Genomic DNA, 17788 nt, shown 5'->3' with positions numbered 1-17788 from the left:
GAACCGTCACCGAGCCAATGCCGCCGGACGAACCGGCGTGCGGCGGGGGGTCAGCACGCGGAGGTAGGCGGCCGCGATGGCGGCCAGGTAGACGACGGTCATTACGGCGAACGCGATGCGCACATCGGTGGCCGTACCGAAGCCAAGTCCCAAAAGCGTTCCGGTGCTTGCGATGCCGACCAGCGTGCCGATCTGCCGGTTGGTGTTCAGCGCCGCGCCCGCCGCCGCCGAGCGATCGACGCCCGCCGCGTTGAACAGTGTCGCGGTCATCGCCGGTGACACGACACCCGAACCCAGATTCGCCAGGCAGCCGAAGACGGCCACCAGCAGATATGCGGCCGCCGGGGTCGAGACCAGCGCGAGCCCGGCTGTCCCCAGGGTCGCGGTGGTGAGGCAGATCGTCAGCAGTTTGCCGTCCGGCACCCGGCGAGAGATCCACGCGTAGAAGATGTTCGCGAACGGGATGGCGAAGGTCATCGGCAGCAGCGCCAATCCGGCGGCCACCGGGCTCATGCCGCAGACCTGCTGGAAATAGATCGACAGCACGAAATACGAACCGAACTGGGCGAAGTTGAACAGGAAGCCGATCGTATTGGCGCCGCCGAACTCCGGTATCCGGAACATCTCCCACGGCATCACGCCTGTCGCGCAACGACGTTCGTTCATCACCAACGCGATACCACCCGAGATCGCCACCGCGAGCCCGGCCAGGATGGGCGGTGCGGTCCAGCCCAGGTGCACGCCCTCGATCAACACGAAGCACAGCGCCGACAGGATCACGATGCTGAGCACATTGCCGCGGAACGGGATAACGACATCCTTCGGCGGCATCGGCGGAATGTGGCGGACGGTGAGCACCAGCCCCATCAACCCGATCGGCAGATTCACCAGGAAGATGCTCGGCCAGCCGAACCAGTTCACCAGGAATCCGCCGAGGGACGGTCCCAGCGCCAGCGTGGTTGCGATCATCGCCGACCAGATCCCGAGCAGTTTCGCGCGCCGGACCGGATCGGGAAACATGTTGACCAGCAAGGCCATCGAGCTCGGCATGAACATCGCCGCCGCGACACCCTGCGTCATCCGGGCGGCGATGAGCATGCCAGGATCCCGCGCCCCGGCACACCAGGCCGAGGCGAGGATGAACAGCACCAACCCGATCAGATAGATCCGGCGGATACCGAACCGATTCGCCAACCCGCCCGCGAGCAGCAGCAGCGAGGAGAAGGTCAGCACGTAGCCGTCGATGATCCAGGTGAGCTGGGTGAGCGAGGCGCCGAGATCGGCCTCGATGCGCGGGCCCGCCAGGTTCACCACGCTGACGTCGAGCGAGGCCATGCCGAAGCCGGCCGCCAGCGCGGTGAGCACGAGAGCCGTTGACGGCGCCTGAGAAGTGTTGGGGCGCATGCGGCGTACTTCTAGGGACGCAAACGGGACAGGTCGAGATCCATCTGCTTGGCCAGCGCCCGGCTGCGCAGCATCAGGATCGGCACGAGCTCCGGATGCGTTTGCGCCACCTCGTCGTAATTCAACAGCAGCGCCAGCAGTTCGTTCATCCGCTGACGAACGTGCATCTGAAGGTTCTTCTCGTCCAAGCATTTACGCCCGAGCCCGATCGAATCGGTGAGCAGCTCGATCCGGTGGTACCAGTTCGCCGGGAGGTACAGCACGTCACCGGGTTCGAGATCGAAGATGTGCAGCTCGGTATGCGGATCGGCCACCAGCGCGGCCCAATCCGGCTCGCCGTTCGCGTCGCGGGTCAGCCGGGCGTGCGGCCCCATGACGTGCCAGCGCTTCGTGCCGACGATCTGCGCGTGCATCACATCGACCGAATACGAGTCCTGATGCATCCGGGTGATGCCGCCGTGCTGGCCGACCCACAGCTGATGGTTGACAGATGCCTTGTCGCCGTAGAGATTTCGCCGGAAGTCGTATTGCGCGATCTCCAGTTCGGGCAGTTCGGGCACCAGTTGGGGGGCGTTGGTCTGGTAGTACCACTCCTGCAGATGCAGCGGCTCGGCGTCCGGAACCTCGTTGACCTTCATCAGGTTGACGAATTCCGCGAAAGTGACTCGGCGCGTGGGTGTTCCGCGCACGCTGTCCATTGTCACCTCGGCGTCGCCGGCCAGCGCGAGCAGATGCTCGAAGGACCAGGTCTGCACCGAAGTCCAGTGGGAGACGAAGCCTTTCAATACCACCGGCCGCAGCTGCTCACGATATTCCCGGTCGAATTCCGCCTTGGTCAGCCCGGTGCGGGTCGCCAGCGTCGGCGCGGTTCGGATGGCATCGGCGAATGGGCCTTCGCGGAAGCCGTTCTCGACAAGATCGATGCTCGCCTGGTCGTGTCGCCGGAGAATGTTGTCCTCGGAAACCATGATGCTTTCTCCTCTTTCACCGTCGGGCGTAGTCGGTGGAAACGAAGCGCAGCAGCGCCTCCTGTACGGCGGCGCGCTCGGTGGCCCAGTCGGGTCCTGGCAGCCAGCGATGCACGAAATGATCGCCCTCCAGCCAGATCACCTCGGTGGAGCGAGCGTTGCGCGCGCTGTCCAGATATCCGCCGACCACATCGGACGGCACTATTTGATCGTGTTTACCGGCGATGATCAGCAGATCACCGTCGAATTCCCGCATACCGGCGAAGGCCGCGGAATCGGCGTAATTGCCCGCCCTGGCCCGATTTTCGTCGAACACCAGATGTTCGGCGCCACCCGGATAGGCGGCGGGCACGAAGAACACCAGACCACGGGGCTTGATGGTCGGGACGAGGCTGGCCGCGAGGTGGCAGCCCATACTGCCGCCGATCAGCAGCGGCGGTTCGTCGGGGTCCAGAAGTGACACGGCGGCAAGGGTTTCCGCCATTCGCCGGGCGATGCAGGACTCCTCCATCACGCCGGTGCTGTCACCGTTGCCGGAATATTCGAAGGTCAACGAGCCGTAGCCGTGTTCGGCCAAGGGGTCCAACAGGTACCGAACCTGGTGCCTGCTCGCGGTTGGCCCGAGGCCGTGCAGGTGCGCGATGCTCGGCCTGCGCCCGTTGTCGGCGTAGATCATCGTCCCCGCCAGCTTCTGGTCCCCCGCGTCGAAGACCACTTCTTCGCTGTACACGCCGCTCCCTTCACGCACCGGCGACGCCGCGCAGGTTGACGCGCACATCGGGCCATTCGCGGCGCAGGATGCTGTAGTAGATGACGTCGCGCCGCCGCCCGCCGGGCATGTAGTTGAAGCTGCGCAGCACGCCCTCCTCGGTGGCGCCGAGCCTGCTGAGCGCGGTCCGCGCCGGGGTGTTCAGCACGTCGGTTTTGAATTCCACTCGCTCACAGTCGAGTTCGTCGAAGGCGTGCTCCAGCAGGGCGAATTTGGCCGCGCGGTTGATACCCGTGCGCCGGGCCTGCGCACCCAGCCACGACCAGCCGATCTCCACCCGGCGCTCCGCTTCGGCCAGGTTGCCGTATGCCGAGCTGCCGACGATTTCGCCGCTGGCGCGGTCGATGATGGCGAAGACGATCCTGGTGCCGCGCAGGGTGTCCACGACGGCGGATTCGAGGAAATCGTCCAGTTCGTCCTGCGTGCCGACACGCGCGACGAAGTACTTCCAGATCTCGGGGTCGAATACGATGCGTTCGAAACCCGGGCGATCGGTGAACCGCACCCGGCGCAGCTCGACCCGGTCGTTCACCAGTACGAGATCCTTCAACTTGTCCCAGCTCATAATCCGTTCCCTACTCGCGGTCATTCGGCGACGATCAGCAGCGGGTCGGCCGGACCGGGATCCGGTTCCCGGTACACCGCCGCCAGTTCGTTTGCGAAGCGCGCGTGGATATCCCGCCGCCGCAGCTTCAATTGCATTGTCAGCAGCCCATTTTGGATGGAGAACCGCTCGGGTGCCAGCACGACGGCATGCACGCGCTCCTCGTGTGGCACCCCCTCGTTGCATTCGACGATGAACCGCCGCAGCGCCGCATGGTCCGGATCCGGCACGGCGGGTGAGATGATGACGGTCAAATAGCTGCGGTCCGCGCCGTACAGCACGCATTCGTGAATGTCCGGATGGGCGCGCAGCCGCTCCTCGATCGTGCGGACGTACACCGTGCGGCCGGTGGTCAACGAGAACGCCTCGTCCAGCCGGCCGCGGACGAACAGGAAGCCATCCTCGTCCAGGTAGCCGATATCGCTGGTCTTGACCTCGCCGGTCGGCAGGAAGGTCTGCTCGTTGACGTGCGGCGCGGCCCAGGTGTAGCGGATATTCACCGGATGGCTGCTGCCGAAGATCATCGTGCCATCGGCGGCGATGCGAACGGTCTTGCCCGGCAACAACTTTCCGACACTGCCCAGGCGAACCGCACCGGGATGGTTCTTCGCGACGATGCACACCTCGGTGAGGCCGTAACCCTCGTACAGCGGAACGCCGCAGTCGTTGAAGAAATCCAGCAGCGCCCGCCGCGGCGGCGCCGAACCCGTCCAGAGGTAGCGGACGCGCCCGCCGAGTTCCTGCTGGATCCGCTCCCGCCGCTTGTCGAGATCCGCTGTCGGACCGGTGGTTTCGAGCCGTTCCAGCAGTTCCTCGTAGAAGCCGGGCACGCCCATGACCACCGTCGGCGCGGTCAGCGCCGCGACCTCGAGGGCCGCCTCGTAGGTCGAGATGGTGATGTCGTGTCCGTACATCAGCGCCGAGTAGACCCAATAGCGTTGCTGCAGAAACCACATGCCCATGAAGGACAGCAGGTTGTCCCCGTCGGTGTGGTGGAACATCTCCTGTACGGCGGTGATATCGCTGTTGATGCTCACCACCGTCGCTTCCAGCCCCTTCGGCGTACCGGTACTGCCCGAGGTGAATTTGATCGCGCAGATATCGGCCGGGTCGTAGCCCGAATGCGGTTGCAGCGGTTCACCTTCCGGCCCATCGGCCCATTCGGCGATCGTCGTCATCGGCAGCACGTCGCCGCTGTCGGCGGCCCGCTCGGCGAACACCACCGCGAGACCGAAGTCGCCGCCGACCTTTTCGGGATCGAAGCGATCGGATTCGAAGGGGGCGATCACCGCGCCGAGCTTCAGCACCGCCAGGTCCAGCAGCACCCATTCGATCCGGTTCGGGGAGATGATGCCCACCCGGTCGCGCGGTCCGACCCCGAGCTCGCGCAGCCGATGGGCCACCTTGATCGCCTTCGCGTCGAGTTCGGCCAGCGTCAGCGAATGCGGTTGGCCGTCGATGACATAGTGGATGCGATGTTTCGTATCCCGGCTCTGATTGCGGGAAATCGCATTGATGACGTCGGTGACCTCATCGGACATTGCTTTCCTCCAAAACGCCGTCGGCGGGGAAGAAATCGACCGCGAGATCGATCGATGTTCCCGGCGCGACCAATTCGACCGTGTGCGGCCAGCTCTTCGTCGGCGCGATGCCGAGCGCGGCCGCCAGCCGGGCCGCGAACCGCGGCATGACCGGCAGCGCGCAGCGGGCGAGCAGCTGGGCCGCGGCCAGTTCCAGTGCGATGGCGGTACGCGCCTCGTCCCGCCACAGGTCGATTCCGGTGACGGCGCGCTCCAACTCGCCGAACCGAACCGCGTCGGCCACGATCCCGTCGAGTTCGGCGGCGGCCTGGTTCAGCGAAAAGCCGTCCTGGCCAAGGCTTGTCGTGACAGCTGAGCGGCGGGCCGCCAGCCTGGCCAAGAAGGCCGTATGCTCCGGCGTCCACACTCCGGCATCCGGCGCCGCGCCGCCGTAGCCCTCCCGCACCCGCGTGCCGAGATCGTGCAGCCAGCGCTGCCACGAGCCGATGAGCGTATCGCGCAGCGTCGAATTGTATTCCGCCGGAGAAAAATTCGTGCGCCTGCCCTCGGGCCGGGTGCGGGCGAGGTGGAATCGCATCGCGTCGACATTGCCGGGGCGCACCGCCTGCTTACCCCAGATCGCATGCTTGCGGCTGGTCGAGAACTTCTCGTTGTGCAGCAGGTAGAACTCGTTGACGTGGTAATCGATATCCGGCTCCCAACCCGGATAGGCCAGCTTGTACAGCACCGGGTAGAGCAGCGAATGGTAGAAGCTGTTGTCGTAGCCGAAGAAGTGCACGATCTTCCAGTCCTGCTCCGGCGACGCGGCGCGCCACGGACGGCCGAGCCGTCGCCCGAGCACCTCTATGCCGTGCAGGAAGCCGTACGCCATCTCGGGCCAGACCCAGATGACCTGACCATCCACCGCCGTTTCGGCGGGCGGGACGCCCCAGGCGGCCGGATGGGTGATCGGCAGATCCAGCCGATCGCGGCCGAACACTCGATTCGCGAGTTCGCGCAGCCGCGCAGGCACCCGGCCCAGACTGTGATGCGAGGCGATGTCCTTGCGAAACTCGTGTAGCGGCAAGGAGAATCGGCCGATCTCACCGACCCGGGGGCTGGCGTCGGTCCGCTTCAGCCGCGGATCGGCAAGGTCGACACAGAGATTCGGCTCACCGCACTGCTCGCAGATATTGCCCGCCGTGCCCGCGCCGCAGCCGGGACAGCGCCCGGCGACCCGGCCCTCGTACAGGTACTCGCCGGTCTCGGGATCGAATAAGGCCGGTGCGGCAACAACATCGACCGATCCCGAGGCGACGACCCTGGAGAAGAAGCGCTGCAGATCGGCCCGGTAGGTGTCGTCCGCATCGGTCTTTATGAACTGGTCGGGCACGATATCGAGCAGTTCCAGCGTCGCCGCTATCTCGGCGCCGAAGTGCGCCGCGACCTCGGCGGGCGACCGCCCGTCGGCCGCCGCCCGGTCGACGACGTAACTCTGATAGTCGTCACTTCCGGTGAGGTGCCAGGCTTCGACGCCGTTGAGCCGCTGGAATCGAACGAATACGTCGGCGCCGAAGTACGGGCCCGACAGGTGCCCGAGGTGCAGATCGCCGTTCGGTGTTGCGGGCGTGGAGAATACGAACACGGGTCGCTCGTCGAATCGCCTGCGGTGCACCGAACTGGCCGCGACCGCCTCGGCGGGATCGCGCCAGTACATATCGAAGAAGACGAGGTCGTCCGCACCGGTGTTGCGGACGACGTGGGTCTCGAACGGCTCGAATCTGGCCACCGTGCCGGGCGCGGCCGGAATCGACTTGCCGTCGACCACGAGTTCGCCACTGCCACTGACGATTACGAACATCTCGGTCTCGTCGTGCTGATGCGGCAGGCTGGCCCCGCCGGGCAGCACCCGGCCCCAGCCCGCCCCCAGCCCGAAGCCGTGCTCCGAACTCATATCGATGCCGAACGCGGCGGACAACTCAGCGGGATCGTATCGGGTGATCAACATGAAGGGGTCTCCTCGCAGGTCCGATAGAGAGCAGATCGACGGCCTCCGCCGCGATGGCGGGGGCCAATCGGTAACCGGAGCCGTTGGCGGCGCCCGCAAAAATCACGCGCCGGTCCGGGTCGAGCGCCCGTATCAGCGGTTCCCGGTTCGGGCTGTACGCGTCGCAGAACACGCGGCCAGCGGTGGCCCGCGCGGCCAGTCGCGGTGCGACCGCGGCGAGGACGTCGCGGCCTTCCGCCAGGCAGGCCGCGCTCGCGCCGCCGGTGAGCGCATCCGGTTCGACATCCCACTGCTGACTGGTGAAGCTGAACAGCCAGTGACCGCGATGCGCCATCGGCAGCAGGAACGCGTCGGGGTCCTGGAATACGATCACGCGGTCGGATGCCGTCGGCGCCTGATCGATGTGCATGGCGGCCACCAGCTTCACCCGCACCGCGAGCGGTGCGGTGACCGCCCGCCAGGCCGGAGCGTGCACCCATGGTCCCGGTGCCAGGAAAACTGTTGCGGCACACAAGGTTTCGCCGGTACCCAGCCGAACGACGACCTCGTCCCGGCCCGGCTCGACCGCGGTGACGGCGGTCGACTCCCGGATATGGACCCGTTGGCGCAGTTCCGCGGTCAATGCCACCACCAGTGCGGCCACGTCGGCGTAATGGCCGCCATCGACATTCCACACACCCATCCCCGGCGGGACCGGTACGGAATCGCCCGGCAGTCCGGCGACCCGAGTCGCATTGGCGCGATCGAGGTAGTACCGATCCACGCCTTCGGACTCGCGAGCGAGCACCGACATCTCCAGCGGGTGAATCGGCAAATCCGGGTGATCGCGCCGAAGCCGCTGGTAATAGTCCTGGCTGACGGCCGTCATCGCGCGTACCCGCGCGCTGGCGCCGCGCGGGAAGTGCAGACCGGCCGAGCGCCTGCTGGCGCCCGAGCCCACCAGGTCCCGGTCCAGCAGCGCGACCGAGACATCCATTCCACGGGCGATGACCTCGCGCGCGACGAGGCAGCCGATGATGCCACCGCCGATGACGATCACATCGAAATCGGTCATCGCGGCATTGCCTCGGTGACGGCGTCCCCGGGTGACAGTTTCGCCGACCATTCGATGAAAGATCCGAGCTGTTCGTCGCTGCGGACGCCGCACAGCCGATCCATCACGCGGCGGCTGCGCCAGGCGATGAGGCTCAAATTGCGGTCCGCAAGGCCGCGCTGCCGCACGGCCGAATTGTGCAGGAATATATTCCGGTCGGCCGGGCCGTCCCATTGCACCGCGAATTGGCTGTCGATTTTCAGTTCATCGCCCTCGCGTTCGAGACGATGTGCGATGGGGTTCAGAAAACTCGTGGCGGCGGACCGGAAACCGGTCGCCCAGATGACCACATCGGCATCGATCTGTCCGAGCACTCCCGGATGATTGCTATTGGCTACCCGCAGCATCCAATCGTCGCGGCTGCCGGGCCGGACCTCGATCACCTCGCGATTCGGATAGAGCGCGACCAGATCGGTTTCGCCGTCGATGAAGCGCAGTGTATAGATGCGTTGATAAATCGCGCGTAGCGTCGACATGGATATGCCGTCGCTGGTCAGCACCTGCTCATTGTTGAACTGTTCGCGCTTGGCGTAGTCGAGTTGGTAGAAGTAGTCCGAAAAGCTCGGCATATAGAAGTCGTTGGTGAACGGCGAATCGTCGATCGGGAAAAAGTTGCGCCGCCTGCTCACCCAGGACACGCGACGCGGCCGCTCGTGTTGCCCGCGCGAGATCAGCTCGAGCAACGCCTCGGCGCCGGACTGTCCGCCGCCGACGACGCAGACCCGCTTACCCGCGAGGTCGTGCGCCCGCGACATGATCTCACTGACGTGAAAATGCTGCGCACCCAGCAGGTTCTCGACCATCTTCGGAACCCACGGGCTGGTGCCGACGCCTACCGAGAGATTGTCGGCGGTCACCGTGCGGCGATTCGTCCGCACACTGAACACACCGTCGAAATCGACCTCGAGCACCCGCTCACCGAACGCGATGTTCTCGTTCAGGTCGGCGGCCCATTTCAGATAGTTGCGGAATTCTGCCCGTGGCATGGCGTCGAACTGCGCATTCAGGAAATGGTAGATCCGGCCGCGGGAGTGCAGATAGGACAGAATGGAGAATCTATTCGTCGGATCGGCGAGACTCACCAGATCCTTGAGGAGTGAAACCTGGAGGGTGGTGTTCGGCACCTGCTGACCGTCGTGCCAGCTGAATTCCGTCTTCTCGTCCAGGAACAGATTCGAGATATCCGGATTTCCGTACAGTAATGACGCCAGGCTCAGATTCGCTGGCCCAACCCCGATGCCGACACAATTATAATGCGCATGCTGTTCGATATCGTGCACGCTGGATTCCCCTCGATCAAACCACCTTCGGCATGTTTCGCCGACCAGGGTCAGGTGATTTGCATCACCATCGACCGGATGAGCGAAACGTTACCACTCGAAAGCATGCCGCAGCAATGACAGGGATCGGCTGGCTATGCCCATGCTTCCGTGGGCAGGCATTCCCCAATAGTTGGCAAACAAATTATCTGAAATGTTGCGGATATTCGGTATGCGTACTTCGCAAAAACAAATAGAACAGTCGTTTCCCTGGCCTACTCGAGCCCGAAATCGATTATCTACCGGCAGGCACGGCCGACCCGGCGGGGAACTCGGTCGCAGGCACCGATGCCGACTTCCGCGCGCCGACGGCGTTGCCGCATGTTGGCGGCCGACCGGCGTCCGCGCCGCCGATCCGCGCTTCCCGCTGTCAACCCCGCGCTCCCCAGTTGAACAGCCCGCTGAACCAACCGGCGCGCAAACCCTGCGACAGTTCGTGAAGGTGATCTTCGATCGATTCAGTGTGCCAGATTCGGTCGAGTGGACCGTTCCCAATCTTGGGAAGATGCGGGCTCACGTCGGCCGTCGACACGTCCGGATGACAAGCCCGGTGCGCGCGGCCTCATATCAGCCATCCCGCGATACCGAAGACCCACCCGATAACGCGGACTCTCGCTCCCGCCAACGAAATACACCGGTTTCGCATCCGGTGCGCCGTTCACCTTCCGGCACGCGGCTCGATACGACTATGCGACAGCTGTGAATCCGGCATTTCGGCACCGAATTCCGTTGACTCACAGGTGCGGTTGCGGTGCGCCGATGCACACCGGTGATATCGATGTACTGCCGGACCCGGGTGCGGCCGAGCGGCGCGGCCAGGCCGCACCCTAGGACCGTGCCCACTCCGGCCGGACCTTCGAGATCGGTACCGGCCATCGAAATCCGACTCCGGAATTCCTCGGGCTGGACAGCGCGGACCGTTCGCGGCCATGATCTTGCGGGTATCGCAGTTCGATTCGGGGGTTGATCGCATGGTGTTCGGAAGATCCGCGCTGGCGGTGGTGGTTTCGGCTGCCGCGGTATTCATCGTCACCGGGGCCGGGACCGCGCAGGCGTCCGGCGATCTGTACGGCGCCATCGCCGAACAATCCGACGGCGGCCTGCTCGGAGCCTCCGGCATCGGCGAGGCGGTCGACTATCCCACCCAGGCCGCCGCGAACCAAGCCGCCATCAGCACGTGCGAACGCCGGAATCCGCACTGCTTCATCGGCTTGGAGATCCACAACGAGTGCGGTGCGGTGGCCGAATTCGACATCCGTTCGGATCTGCTGAACGTCGTCAGGCCGGCGTACACCTTCGCGAAGGGTGCCACACCCGCCGCCGCGGAACAGGCCGCAACCGATCAGGCCCATCGCATCGTGGACGGTAACCCGATCCTCGGACTGAGCCTGTCCCGAATCGTGAAGCCACCATTCGTACTGGACACCATCTGCACTTCGAACGTCGGATAGCACACCGGTTCGTTCACGGCGTCAGCTGAACGATTCCCGGCCGTATCCGCTCGTGGCTTTGGGATCGGTTGGCCACCAGCAGTATTCGGACCAGTGCGGGTAGCGAGTTCAGCCGAAGAACTCGCACAGTGCCGCGGCCACCGGTTCCGGGTCGTCGGGGTGGTGGCCGAGGCCCGCCAATATCGTGGTGTGGGCGTTCGGAAGCGTCGCTCGCAGGAGGTCGACGCTGTTCCTGCCATATGAGTCGCTGAGGTCGCCGTTGAGCAGCAGGGTTGGCGTGTCGATGCCGGACCAGCGGCTCACGTCGGGCGGCATCGCCGTCATACATTCGAGATCCGCGACCAGACCGGTGGCGCGGCCGGCCAGCGTCTCGGCAAACGGCCGGAAGGCGTCGGGCCGGGGAGCCGAATCGCTTATCGCGGCGAAGAATTCGAGTATCGCGTCCACCGGGCGGTGGGTGCTCGTCAGGTCCCGGATCGTGGCCAGTGCCGGTGCCAACACCGGACCGGTCAGTGTGGCCGGGGGCTCGTACAGGGCCAATCGCCGCACACCAGAGGAAATGTCGTTCATCGCGTGTAGTGCGACGAGGCCGCCGAAGGAGTGCCCGAAAACGAAGGCGGGCTCCTTCACGGCGGCGAGCACCGCGGCCAGATCCGCGGCGTGCCCGGCGAATCGGGCCGGTCGCGGTCCGATTCCGCTGGGGCCGTAGTCACGGCGTTCGACCGTCACGACCCGGTACCGCGCGGCGAGCAGGTCGGCCAAATCCCGGTACATTTCCGTGGTGACCAGGGTCCCGTGCAGGATTACCAGCGGCGGCCCGTCGCCCTGCACGTGAAAAACGATGGGGGTGCCATCCGCGGACTCGACGCTATCGGTCACTATCGACATGCCACCATCATGTCCGCGCCCGCTTACACGGCTCTTGCTCGACTCTTGCACTTCATCGGACCGCACCATCCGCCGAAAGACCATCCGCCGCAGACCATCTCGTGCGATCTGCCGAACCGCATCCATAATGGATGCTCGTGACGATCATCTTGTCGGTGCCGCCGACCGAGCGAGCGGCCGGATTACGGCTTCGCCCGTGGGATTTCGACGATCTGCCGTCTTTGGTTGCGGCGCATCGGGATCCGGATCTGCGGCGCTGGCTGGCCACCTCACTCGCCGACGCGACCCAAATGCGGCTTCATCCTGCATGAGCTGCTACCTCCGGCACCGCCCGAATTTCCCGACGACGGGCATCGGCACGTTCGCATCGCCGCCGGGTGAGCGCATCACTTCCTCATCGCGAAACCTGCGTCCCGACCGGCGCTGACGATCAACCGCATCGCAAGGCCTACTACGCTGGGCCATGTGCAATGGACCATTGGCGGGAGTTTGATGGTTGAGGTCGCGGCGGAGCGGCCCGATTTGTTGGCGGTGCCGGTGGCCGAGGCGCTGCGGGAGGTTCCTGGGCACGAGGACGTCGGGGTCGCGGCCATCGATGCGGAACTCGCCGATACGGCGGCGTTTTGCGAGGCGTACGGGGTGCCGTTGGGGGCTTCGGCGAATTGTGTTGTGGTAGCGGCGAAGCGGGGCGGGGTGGAACGGTTGGCGGCCTGCGTCGTGCTGGCGACGACGCGGGCGGATGTGAACGGGGTGGTGCGGCGCCTGCTCGACGCGCGAAAGGTGTCGTTCGCGCCGATGGAGCAGGCGGTGGAGTCGAGTGGCATGGCCTACGGGGGAATCACACCGGTCGGGTTGCCGAAGGAGTGGCCGGTGCTGATCGATGCCGCGGTGGCCGCGGCGCCGGAGTTGGTGGTGGGCAGCGGGATTCGCGGAAGCAAACTGTTCATTTCCGGTGCCGCGCTTGCCGGGCTGCCCGGCGTCGAGGTGATCGAGGGCCTGGGGCGCTAGCCGCGAGCTCGGCACCGCGCCAGCGAGTAACCAGTAACCTCGGGCTATGGCTGATCCGGCGTATGTCTCCATCGCAGACGAATACGCCCGACAGATTCGCGACGGAGCGCTTCCCTCGGGCACGAAGCTACCCAGCCACGCACAGCTCGCCGAGCGGCACGGCTGCTCGCGACTCACCATCCGCAAGGCGCTCGACCTGCTACGCGACGAGGGCCTGGTCCGCACGGTGCGCGGGCACGGGACATATGTCACGGCCGCCGAGGACGCGCCGGAGCGGCCGCCGTCCTTCGACAATGATGTCGACCGAATTCGCGCCATTGCCAACGCCATTCGCCGCGCCCGGCTGTCCTCCGAACTCATCATCTACTACCAGATCCGGATCGCCGAACTGTCCGGCATCCGCCAGTCGGCGATCGAGGAGGCCCGCGACCGCGGCCTGAGCTACACCGAAATCGGCAGGCAGCTCGGGCTGAGCAGATCCCGCCTCGACCAACTTCCGCACGAGGACCCGTGATTCGCGGTGAGCCGACGGTGAGCGTTCGGTGAGCGGTGCCGCCGAAGCTTTCCGGCATGAGCGAGAAGACGGTACTTATCTCCGGTGCGAGCGTGGCGGGACCCGCACTCGCGTATTGGCTGCACCGGTACGGATTCACGGTGACGGTGGTCGAGCAGGCGCCCGCGCCGCGCGACGGTGGATACAAGGTCGATGTGCGCGGCGTCGCGATGGATGTGCTGCGCCGCATGGGTTGCGCCGACGCCGTCGCGGCGGCGAGCACCAGAATCCGTGGCGGCCAGTGGATTTCGGGCACCGGTGAGCCGCTGGCCACACTCGGACCGGATCTGATCGGCCTGCGTGCCCCCGGCGACGACGAGATGCTGCGCGGCGACCTGGCCCGAATCCTCTACGACGCGACGCGAGCCGACGTCGAATACCTGTTCGGCGATTCGATCACCCGGTTGACCGAGCGGGCCGACGGTGTGGAGGTGACCTTCCAGCACCGCACCCCAAGGGTTTTCGATCTGGTGATCGGAGCCGACGGCCTGCATTCCGGGGTGCGCGGGCAGATCTTCGGCCCGGAAACCGATTTCGTCCGGCACACCGGAATGATGGCGTGCGTCTACACGATTCCCAATTTCTTCGACCTCGATCACTGGGAGCTGCTCTACCCGACGCCCGGGCACGTCGTACAGGTGTACAGCACGCATCCGTCCGAGGCGAAGGTGCAGTTCATCTTTCCCGCACCGCCGGATCTGCCGGACCGCCGCGATATCGCGGCGCAGCAGCGCCTGGTCCGCACGGCATTCGCCGATGCCGGCTGGGAGACCCGGAAGCTGTTGTCCGCCATGGCCGATTCACCCGACTTCTACTTCGATTCGGTGAGTCAGGTGCGGCTGGAGCAATGGTGGCGGGGCCGGGTCGCACTCGTCGGCGACGCCGCCTACTGCCCGTCGCCGCTGGCCGGCCAGGGCACCAGCATGGCGCTGGTGGGCGCGTATGTTCTTGCCGGAGAGCTGAAATCGGCGGCGGGCGAGCACCGGATCGCGTTCCCGAACTACCAGCGCACCGTCGGCGCCTATATCGACCAGAACCTCACCCTCGGCTGGACCAACGCCACCCGCATGGTGGCGAGTACGCCGCGCGATATTCGCATGCAGACCGCCATGTTCCGCATGCTGCGCCGGATGCCGTGGAAGGGGCTGGCGCTGCGCCCCATCATGAAGCCGATCAATCGCGCGGCCAACGCGATCGACCTCGCCGACTACTGAACGGCCGATCCTGTGCGCCATATCTCAACCGCAGGACCAACCTTCCGTACTAGTGTGATTGTTCTAGAACAATCACACTATATGGAGTGACACCATGTCCGACCTGGATATCGTCAAGGCCTTCTACACCACGATCCAGTCACCCGACGAAACCTCCGTCAGCGATCTGCTGCACCCGGAACTGGAGGTACGAGCGGCGCCGGGACTCCCGCTCGGCCTCGGCGGCGCCTATTCCGGACCGCAAGACGCCCTGACCCGGCTGTGGGGCGTCGTTCACCAGAACTTCGATATGGCCCCGTACGACGAGACCTGCCAGCGCACGACCGATGGAACGGTGGTGGTGACCGGGCACTATCGCGGCACCGCGCGCGAAACGGGACGCGAATTCGAGGCGGAATTCGCTCATCTCTGGCAGGTGCGCGACGGCAAACTCTTCCGCCTGCACCAGTACGTCGACACCGCCGTCCTGAACGCGGCGCTGGACTGAAACACCGGAGTGTTTGCCGGGCGTTCGGATTCCGTGTACCGGCCATCGATCGGATCGCGACGAGAGCTTCGGCCCACCGTTGCGGAGGGTTCGTGAAAACGGCTGGTCACGTTCATTTTCGTGATCGCTGTGACCGCTAACGTCGGGCATATCCGAGGGATCGGAGGGCGCGATGCAAGGTCGGGATTCGCGATGAGCCGCTACGGGCCGTCGCGCAGGACGGTGTTCGGGGTGCTCGCGGCGACCGCCGCGGTGCCGGGGCTACTGGCGGCGCGCCCCGGTTCGTTTCGGGCGCAACGGGATTCGATCGTGGCCACCGGTCTGGAGGTGGTCACTATCACCGATCGGTCGGTGATAGTGACCTGGAATACCGTCGCCTCGGATACCGGGATGCCGCTGCCCGCCGATACCGAATTGTGGATCGGCCCGGCGGATTCGGGCAGGCGGCCGGTGCTCGCCCATTCCGATCCGGCACCGACCGCCTACCACTACGCCGAGGTCGACGGCCTGGAACCCGGACGTACCTACCGATTCGAGGCCTGGTCCGGCGGGGTCCGCGCGACGGCCGCCAGGAATGTGACCACCCAACGATCGGGCCGTCCCGAATCCAGCGGCGTTTTCACGACTCTGGTACCGCCACCGGGTCGGCTGCTGCGAACCTTCGTGCTGGCCAACGATATTCACTACGGGGAACCGGTGAGCGGGCTGGTACTGCGGAACCGGCCGCGCGGTGTGCGTCAAGATCCCGGCCACCCGCCGTACTCCGAGGTGATGCTGGACGCCACACTCGCCGACGCACGCGCACACGGCGCGGACCACCTGATAGTCGCCGGAGATCTCACCAACGAGGCCCTACCGGCCGAATGCCGTGGCGTACGCGCGCATTTGGATACCTGGGGCACACTGGGCACCGACTATTTCGTCTGTCGCGGCAATCACGACCGTCCGCACATCGGTCCCGAGTACCGCACCGGACCGGCGGTGCCCGGCTCGGCACACCACGACTGCTGGGGCGCGGATTTCCTGCCGCACCAGGAGCTTCAGGTCTACGAGGTGGGCGGGTTGCGCCTACTCGGACTGGACACCACCGACCTCGACGCGTCCGGCGGCCGCATCGAACCGCAACAGTTCGATCACCTGCGCACCGTGCTGCGCGCCGAACCCGACCGTCCGACACTGGTTTTCGGCCATCATCCGGTCACGAGGGATTCCGCCTTCACCAACCTCGGCGGCCCCGGCTTCGTCCTCGATCGGCGCGCGGCGGCCCTGCTGCAGGAGCTATATCGCACGGCCCCAGGCGTTTTCCTGCAGCACAGCGGCCACACCCACCGGACGCGTCGCAGTACACCGGATATCCCGCTCGATGTCGAATTCCTGGAAGTCGCCGCGGTGAAGGAATATCCGGGCGGCTACTGCCTGCTGCGCGTCCACGAGGGCGGCTACCAGATCAACTTCTACAAGACCCGCACCGACGCCGCGCGCCGCTGGAGCACCCGAACCCGCTGCCAGTATTTCGGGCTGCTGCCCGGATACGCGCTCGGCAGCACCGCCGATCGCAATCACGTTGTGCTCCGCGATTTTTCGGGGCTCACCGCGGAACCACCGGAGGCCGCAGCGGCGCGTGCGTGCACCGCGGCGGCCCCGGATCGACTCAGATGAGGACCACGCCGATCAAACCACCGACGGCGCCGCCGATCACGCCGCCGATGAAGATGCCGGGAATACAGCCGACGATCAGGAACACCAAACCTACTGCGCAGCCGAGCACTACGCCGATCGGCGCTCCGACGATGACGCCCGCGACACCACCGATGAGGCCGACATCCTTCAACGGCGGCTGCGCCGGATCGGTCGGCGTCACGATCCGCTCCGTCGGGTGCACGGTCATGGTGCTGCCGTCCGGGCTCACATCCGCGGATACCCGGATGAGGTAGCCCGGGGCCTGGAACGCCGTCGGCCAGCGCTCGACCAGCGTGCCGTCATCGGCGGTGATGCTGATGACGTTCCCGTCCGGGGTCAGATCGAACCTGCCGTTGGTCAGGTGCGTCGTCACGCCCTGGTTGTCGTCGGTCATGGTGGTCGTGTAGCCGACACCGTGTTCGGTCCCGCTCTGCACGGGCACCGCCGGGTCGGCATGCGCGACCGTTGCCGAAATACTCGTCGCGGCAATGGCGAGCAAAGATGTCGTGACGAATTTCCTGATCCTCATGCGGTCACACCTTTCGGTCGATGCTGGGAGGCCAGCACGTCTGGTTGCCACGCGATAGCAGTTCTTGCGACATGACGCCACGTCGCACGCTAATTCCGGATCAGTTATGGGACTGTATCAGCGATTTACTCTTTCACGATAAAATTTGCCAATTGTTGACCATGATCTTGGTCGATGACCCGATCCGCGCGATCCGCGCCGGAAATTCGAGGAATGAATCGCTCCGGAATTCGTGCCGACCGCCGGGCCCGCGGACAACCCGTTGTCACCGCCGCATTTCCCGCGTGGCGCGC

At 65.6% G+C, this 17788-nt stretch carries 17 protein-coding genes; 7 read left to right on the top strand and 10 right to left on the bottom strand.

Annotated elements, in window-relative coordinates; translation table 11 throughout:
- Window positions 1-6: 6 nt before the first annotated feature.
- The 8 genes from F5544_RS07350 to F5544_RS07315 are packed head-to-tail and all read right to left on the bottom strand — an operon-like array spanning window position 7 to window position 9646.
- Window positions 7-1404: an MFS transporter gene (locus F5544_RS07350; RefSeq protein ID WP_167472484.1), complete on the bottom strand. Its 1398-nt coding sequence runs from the start codon at window positions 1402-1404 to the stop codon at window positions 7-9.
- A gap of 11 nt (window positions 1405-1415) precedes the next feature.
- On the bottom strand, window positions 1416-2372 hold the full coding sequence (locus F5544_RS07345; protein ID WP_167472483.1) for a cupin-like domain-containing protein: 957 nt from the start codon (window positions 2370-2372) through the stop codon (window positions 1416-1418).
- A gap of 16 nt (window positions 2373-2388) precedes the next feature.
- Window positions 2389-3102, bottom strand: coding sequence for an alpha/beta hydrolase (locus F5544_RS07340; protein ID WP_167472482.1), 714 nt, complete (start codon window positions 3100-3102; stop codon window positions 2389-2391).
- 10 nt (window positions 3103-3112) lie between these two features.
- The gene (locus F5544_RS07335; protein ID WP_167472481.1) at window positions 3113-3706 is read right to left on the bottom strand and encodes a GNAT family N-acetyltransferase; all 594 of its coding nucleotides are present in this window, start codon (window positions 3704-3706) and stop codon (window positions 3113-3115) included.
- A gap of 20 nt (window positions 3707-3726) precedes the next feature.
- Window positions 3727-5286, bottom strand: a complete 1560-nt coding sequence (locus F5544_RS07330; RefSeq protein WP_167472480.1) for an AMP-binding protein — start codon at window positions 5284-5286, stop codon at window positions 3727-3729.
- A complete protein-coding gene (locus F5544_RS07325; RefSeq protein WP_167472479.1) occupies window positions 5276-7273 on the bottom strand; it encodes a class I tRNA ligase family protein in 1998 nt (665 codons plus the stop codon). The genes F5544_RS07330 and F5544_RS07325 overlap by 11 nt, the downstream gene beginning before the upstream one ends.
- Window positions 7245-8327 carry an NAD(P)/FAD-dependent oxidoreductase gene (locus tag F5544_RS07320; RefSeq protein ID WP_167472478.1) on the bottom strand — a complete coding sequence of 361 codons (1083 nt, stop codon included), beginning with the start codon at window positions 8325-8327 and terminating at the stop codon, window positions 7245-7247. Before F5544_RS07320 ends, F5544_RS07325 begins: the two co-directional genes overlap by 29 nt.
- A complete protein-coding gene (locus F5544_RS07315; protein WP_167472477.1) occupies window positions 8324-9646 on the bottom strand; it encodes a lysine N(6)-hydroxylase/L-ornithine N(5)-oxygenase family protein in 1323 nt (440 codons plus the stop codon). The genes F5544_RS07320 and F5544_RS07315 overlap by 4 nt, the downstream gene beginning before the upstream one ends.
- A gap of 1010 nt (window positions 9647-10656) precedes the next feature.
- Here F5544_RS07315 and F5544_RS07310 point away from each other — a divergent pair.
- Window positions 10657-11136, top strand: a complete 480-nt coding sequence (locus tag F5544_RS07310) for a DUF4189 domain-containing protein (RefSeq protein WP_167472476.1) — start codon at window positions 10657-10659, stop codon at window positions 11134-11136.
- 108 nt (window positions 11137-11244) lie between these two features.
- Here the strand turns inward: F5544_RS07310 and F5544_RS07305 are convergent, their stop codons facing one another.
- Entirely contained in the window at window positions 11245-12024 is a 780-nt protein-coding gene (locus F5544_RS07305) for an alpha/beta fold hydrolase (protein ID WP_167472475.1), read from the bottom strand.
- Between the two features lie 137 nt (window positions 12025-12161).
- Here F5544_RS07305 and F5544_RS07300 point away from each other — a divergent pair, with 137 nt between their 5' ends.
- The 6 genes from F5544_RS07300 (at window position 12162) to F5544_RS07275 (ending at window position 16945) form a co-directional block, all read left to right on the top strand.
- A complete protein-coding gene (locus F5544_RS07300) occupies window positions 12162-12335 on the top strand; it encodes a hypothetical protein (protein WP_167472474.1) in 174 nt (57 codons plus the stop codon).
- 181 nt (window positions 12336-12516) lie between these two features.
- On the top strand, window positions 12517-13032 hold the full coding sequence (locus F5544_RS07295) for a YbaK/EbsC family protein (protein ID WP_167472473.1): 516 nt from the start codon (window positions 12517-12519) through the stop codon (window positions 13030-13032).
- A gap of 46 nt (window positions 13033-13078) precedes the next feature.
- Window positions 13079-13546: a GntR family transcriptional regulator gene (locus F5544_RS07290; RefSeq protein ID WP_167472472.1), complete on the top strand. Its 468-nt coding sequence runs from the start codon at window positions 13079-13081 to the stop codon at window positions 13544-13546.
- A gap of 56 nt (window positions 13547-13602) precedes the next feature.
- Window positions 13603-14799 (top strand): FAD-dependent monooxygenase, encoded by a 1197-nt coding sequence (locus F5544_RS07285; RefSeq protein WP_167472471.1) that lies wholly within the window; start codon window positions 13603-13605, stop codon window positions 14797-14799.
- Between the two features lie 94 nt (window positions 14800-14893).
- Entirely contained in the window at window positions 14894-15286 is a 393-nt protein-coding gene (locus F5544_RS07280; RefSeq protein ID WP_167472470.1) for a nuclear transport factor 2 family protein, read from the top strand.
- A gap of 192 nt (window positions 15287-15478) precedes the next feature.
- Window positions 15479-16945, top strand: coding sequence for a metallophosphoesterase (locus tag F5544_RS07275; protein ID WP_167472469.1), 1467 nt, complete (start codon window positions 15479-15481; stop codon window positions 16943-16945).
- Here F5544_RS07275 and F5544_RS07270 read toward each other — a convergent pair.
- The gene (locus F5544_RS07270) at window positions 16938-17495 is read right to left on the bottom strand and encodes a hypothetical protein (protein WP_167472468.1); all 558 of its coding nucleotides are present in this window, start codon (window positions 17493-17495) and stop codon (window positions 16938-16940) included. The two genes, F5544_RS07275 and F5544_RS07270, sit on opposite strands and share 8 nt — an antisense overlap.
- Window positions 17496-17788: the final 293 nt, after the last annotated feature.

The sequence above is a fragment of the Nocardia arthritidis genome (genome assembly GCF_011801145.1).
GTDB classification, from domain to species: Bacteria; Actinomycetota; Actinomycetes; order Mycobacteriales; family Mycobacteriaceae; genus Nocardia; species Nocardia arthritidis_A.
The sequence above is the reverse complement of the archived record's forward strand: the minus strand, read 5'-3'. Positions and strand labels throughout refer to the sequence as shown.

Bases quoted from the DNA above. Each gene is read 5' to 3' on its own strand.
- F5544_RS07290 (WP_167472472.1), top strand. From the start codon at position 13,079: ATGGCTGATCCGGCGTATGTCTCCATCGCAGACGAATACGCCCGACAG.
- F5544_RS07330 (WP_167472480.1), bottom strand. From the start codon at position 5,286: ATGTCCGATGAGGTCACCGACGTCATCAATGCGATTTCCCGCAATCAG.
- F5544_RS07280 (WP_167472470.1), top strand. From the start codon at position 14,894: ATGTCCGACCTGGATATCGTCAAGGCCTTCTACACCACGATCCAGTCA.
- F5544_RS07335 (WP_167472481.1), bottom strand. From the start codon at position 3,706: ATGAGCTGGGACAAGTTGAAGGATCTCGTACTGGTGAACGACCGGGTC.
- F5544_RS07285 (WP_167472471.1), top strand. From the start codon at position 13,603: ATGAGCGAGAAGACGGTACTTATCTCCGGTGCGAGCGTGGCGGGACCC.
- F5544_RS07305 (WP_167472475.1), bottom strand. From the start codon at position 12,024: ATGTCGATAGTGACCGATAGCGTCGAGTCCGCGGATGGCACCCCCATC.
- F5544_RS07310 (WP_167472476.1), top strand. From the start codon at position 10,657: ATGGTGTTCGGAAGATCCGCGCTGGCGGTGGTGGTTTCGGCTGCCGCG.
- F5544_RS07275 (WP_167472469.1), top strand. From the start codon at position 15,479: ATGAGCCGCTACGGGCCGTCGCGCAGGACGGTGTTCGGGGTGCTCGCG.
- F5544_RS07270 (WP_167472468.1), bottom strand. From the start codon at position 17,495: ATGAGGATCAGGAAATTCGTCACGACATCTTTGCTCGCCATTGCCGCG.
- F5544_RS07295 (WP_167472473.1), top strand. From the start codon at position 12,517: ATGGTTGAGGTCGCGGCGGAGCGGCCCGATTTGTTGGCGGTGCCGGTG.
- F5544_RS07350 (WP_167472484.1), bottom strand. From the start codon at position 1,404: ATGCGCCCCAACACTTCTCAGGCGCCGTCAACGGCTCTCGTGCTCACC.
- F5544_RS07345 (WP_167472483.1), bottom strand. From the start codon at position 2,372: ATGGTTTCCGAGGACAACATTCTCCGGCGACACGACCAGGCGAGCATC.
- F5544_RS07325 (WP_167472479.1), bottom strand. From the start codon at position 7,273: ATGTTGATCACCCGATACGATCCCGCTGAGTTGTCCGCCGCGTTCGGC.
- F5544_RS07320 (WP_167472478.1), bottom strand. From the start codon at position 8,327: ATGACCGATTTCGATGTGATCGTCATCGGCGGTGGCATCATCGGCTGC.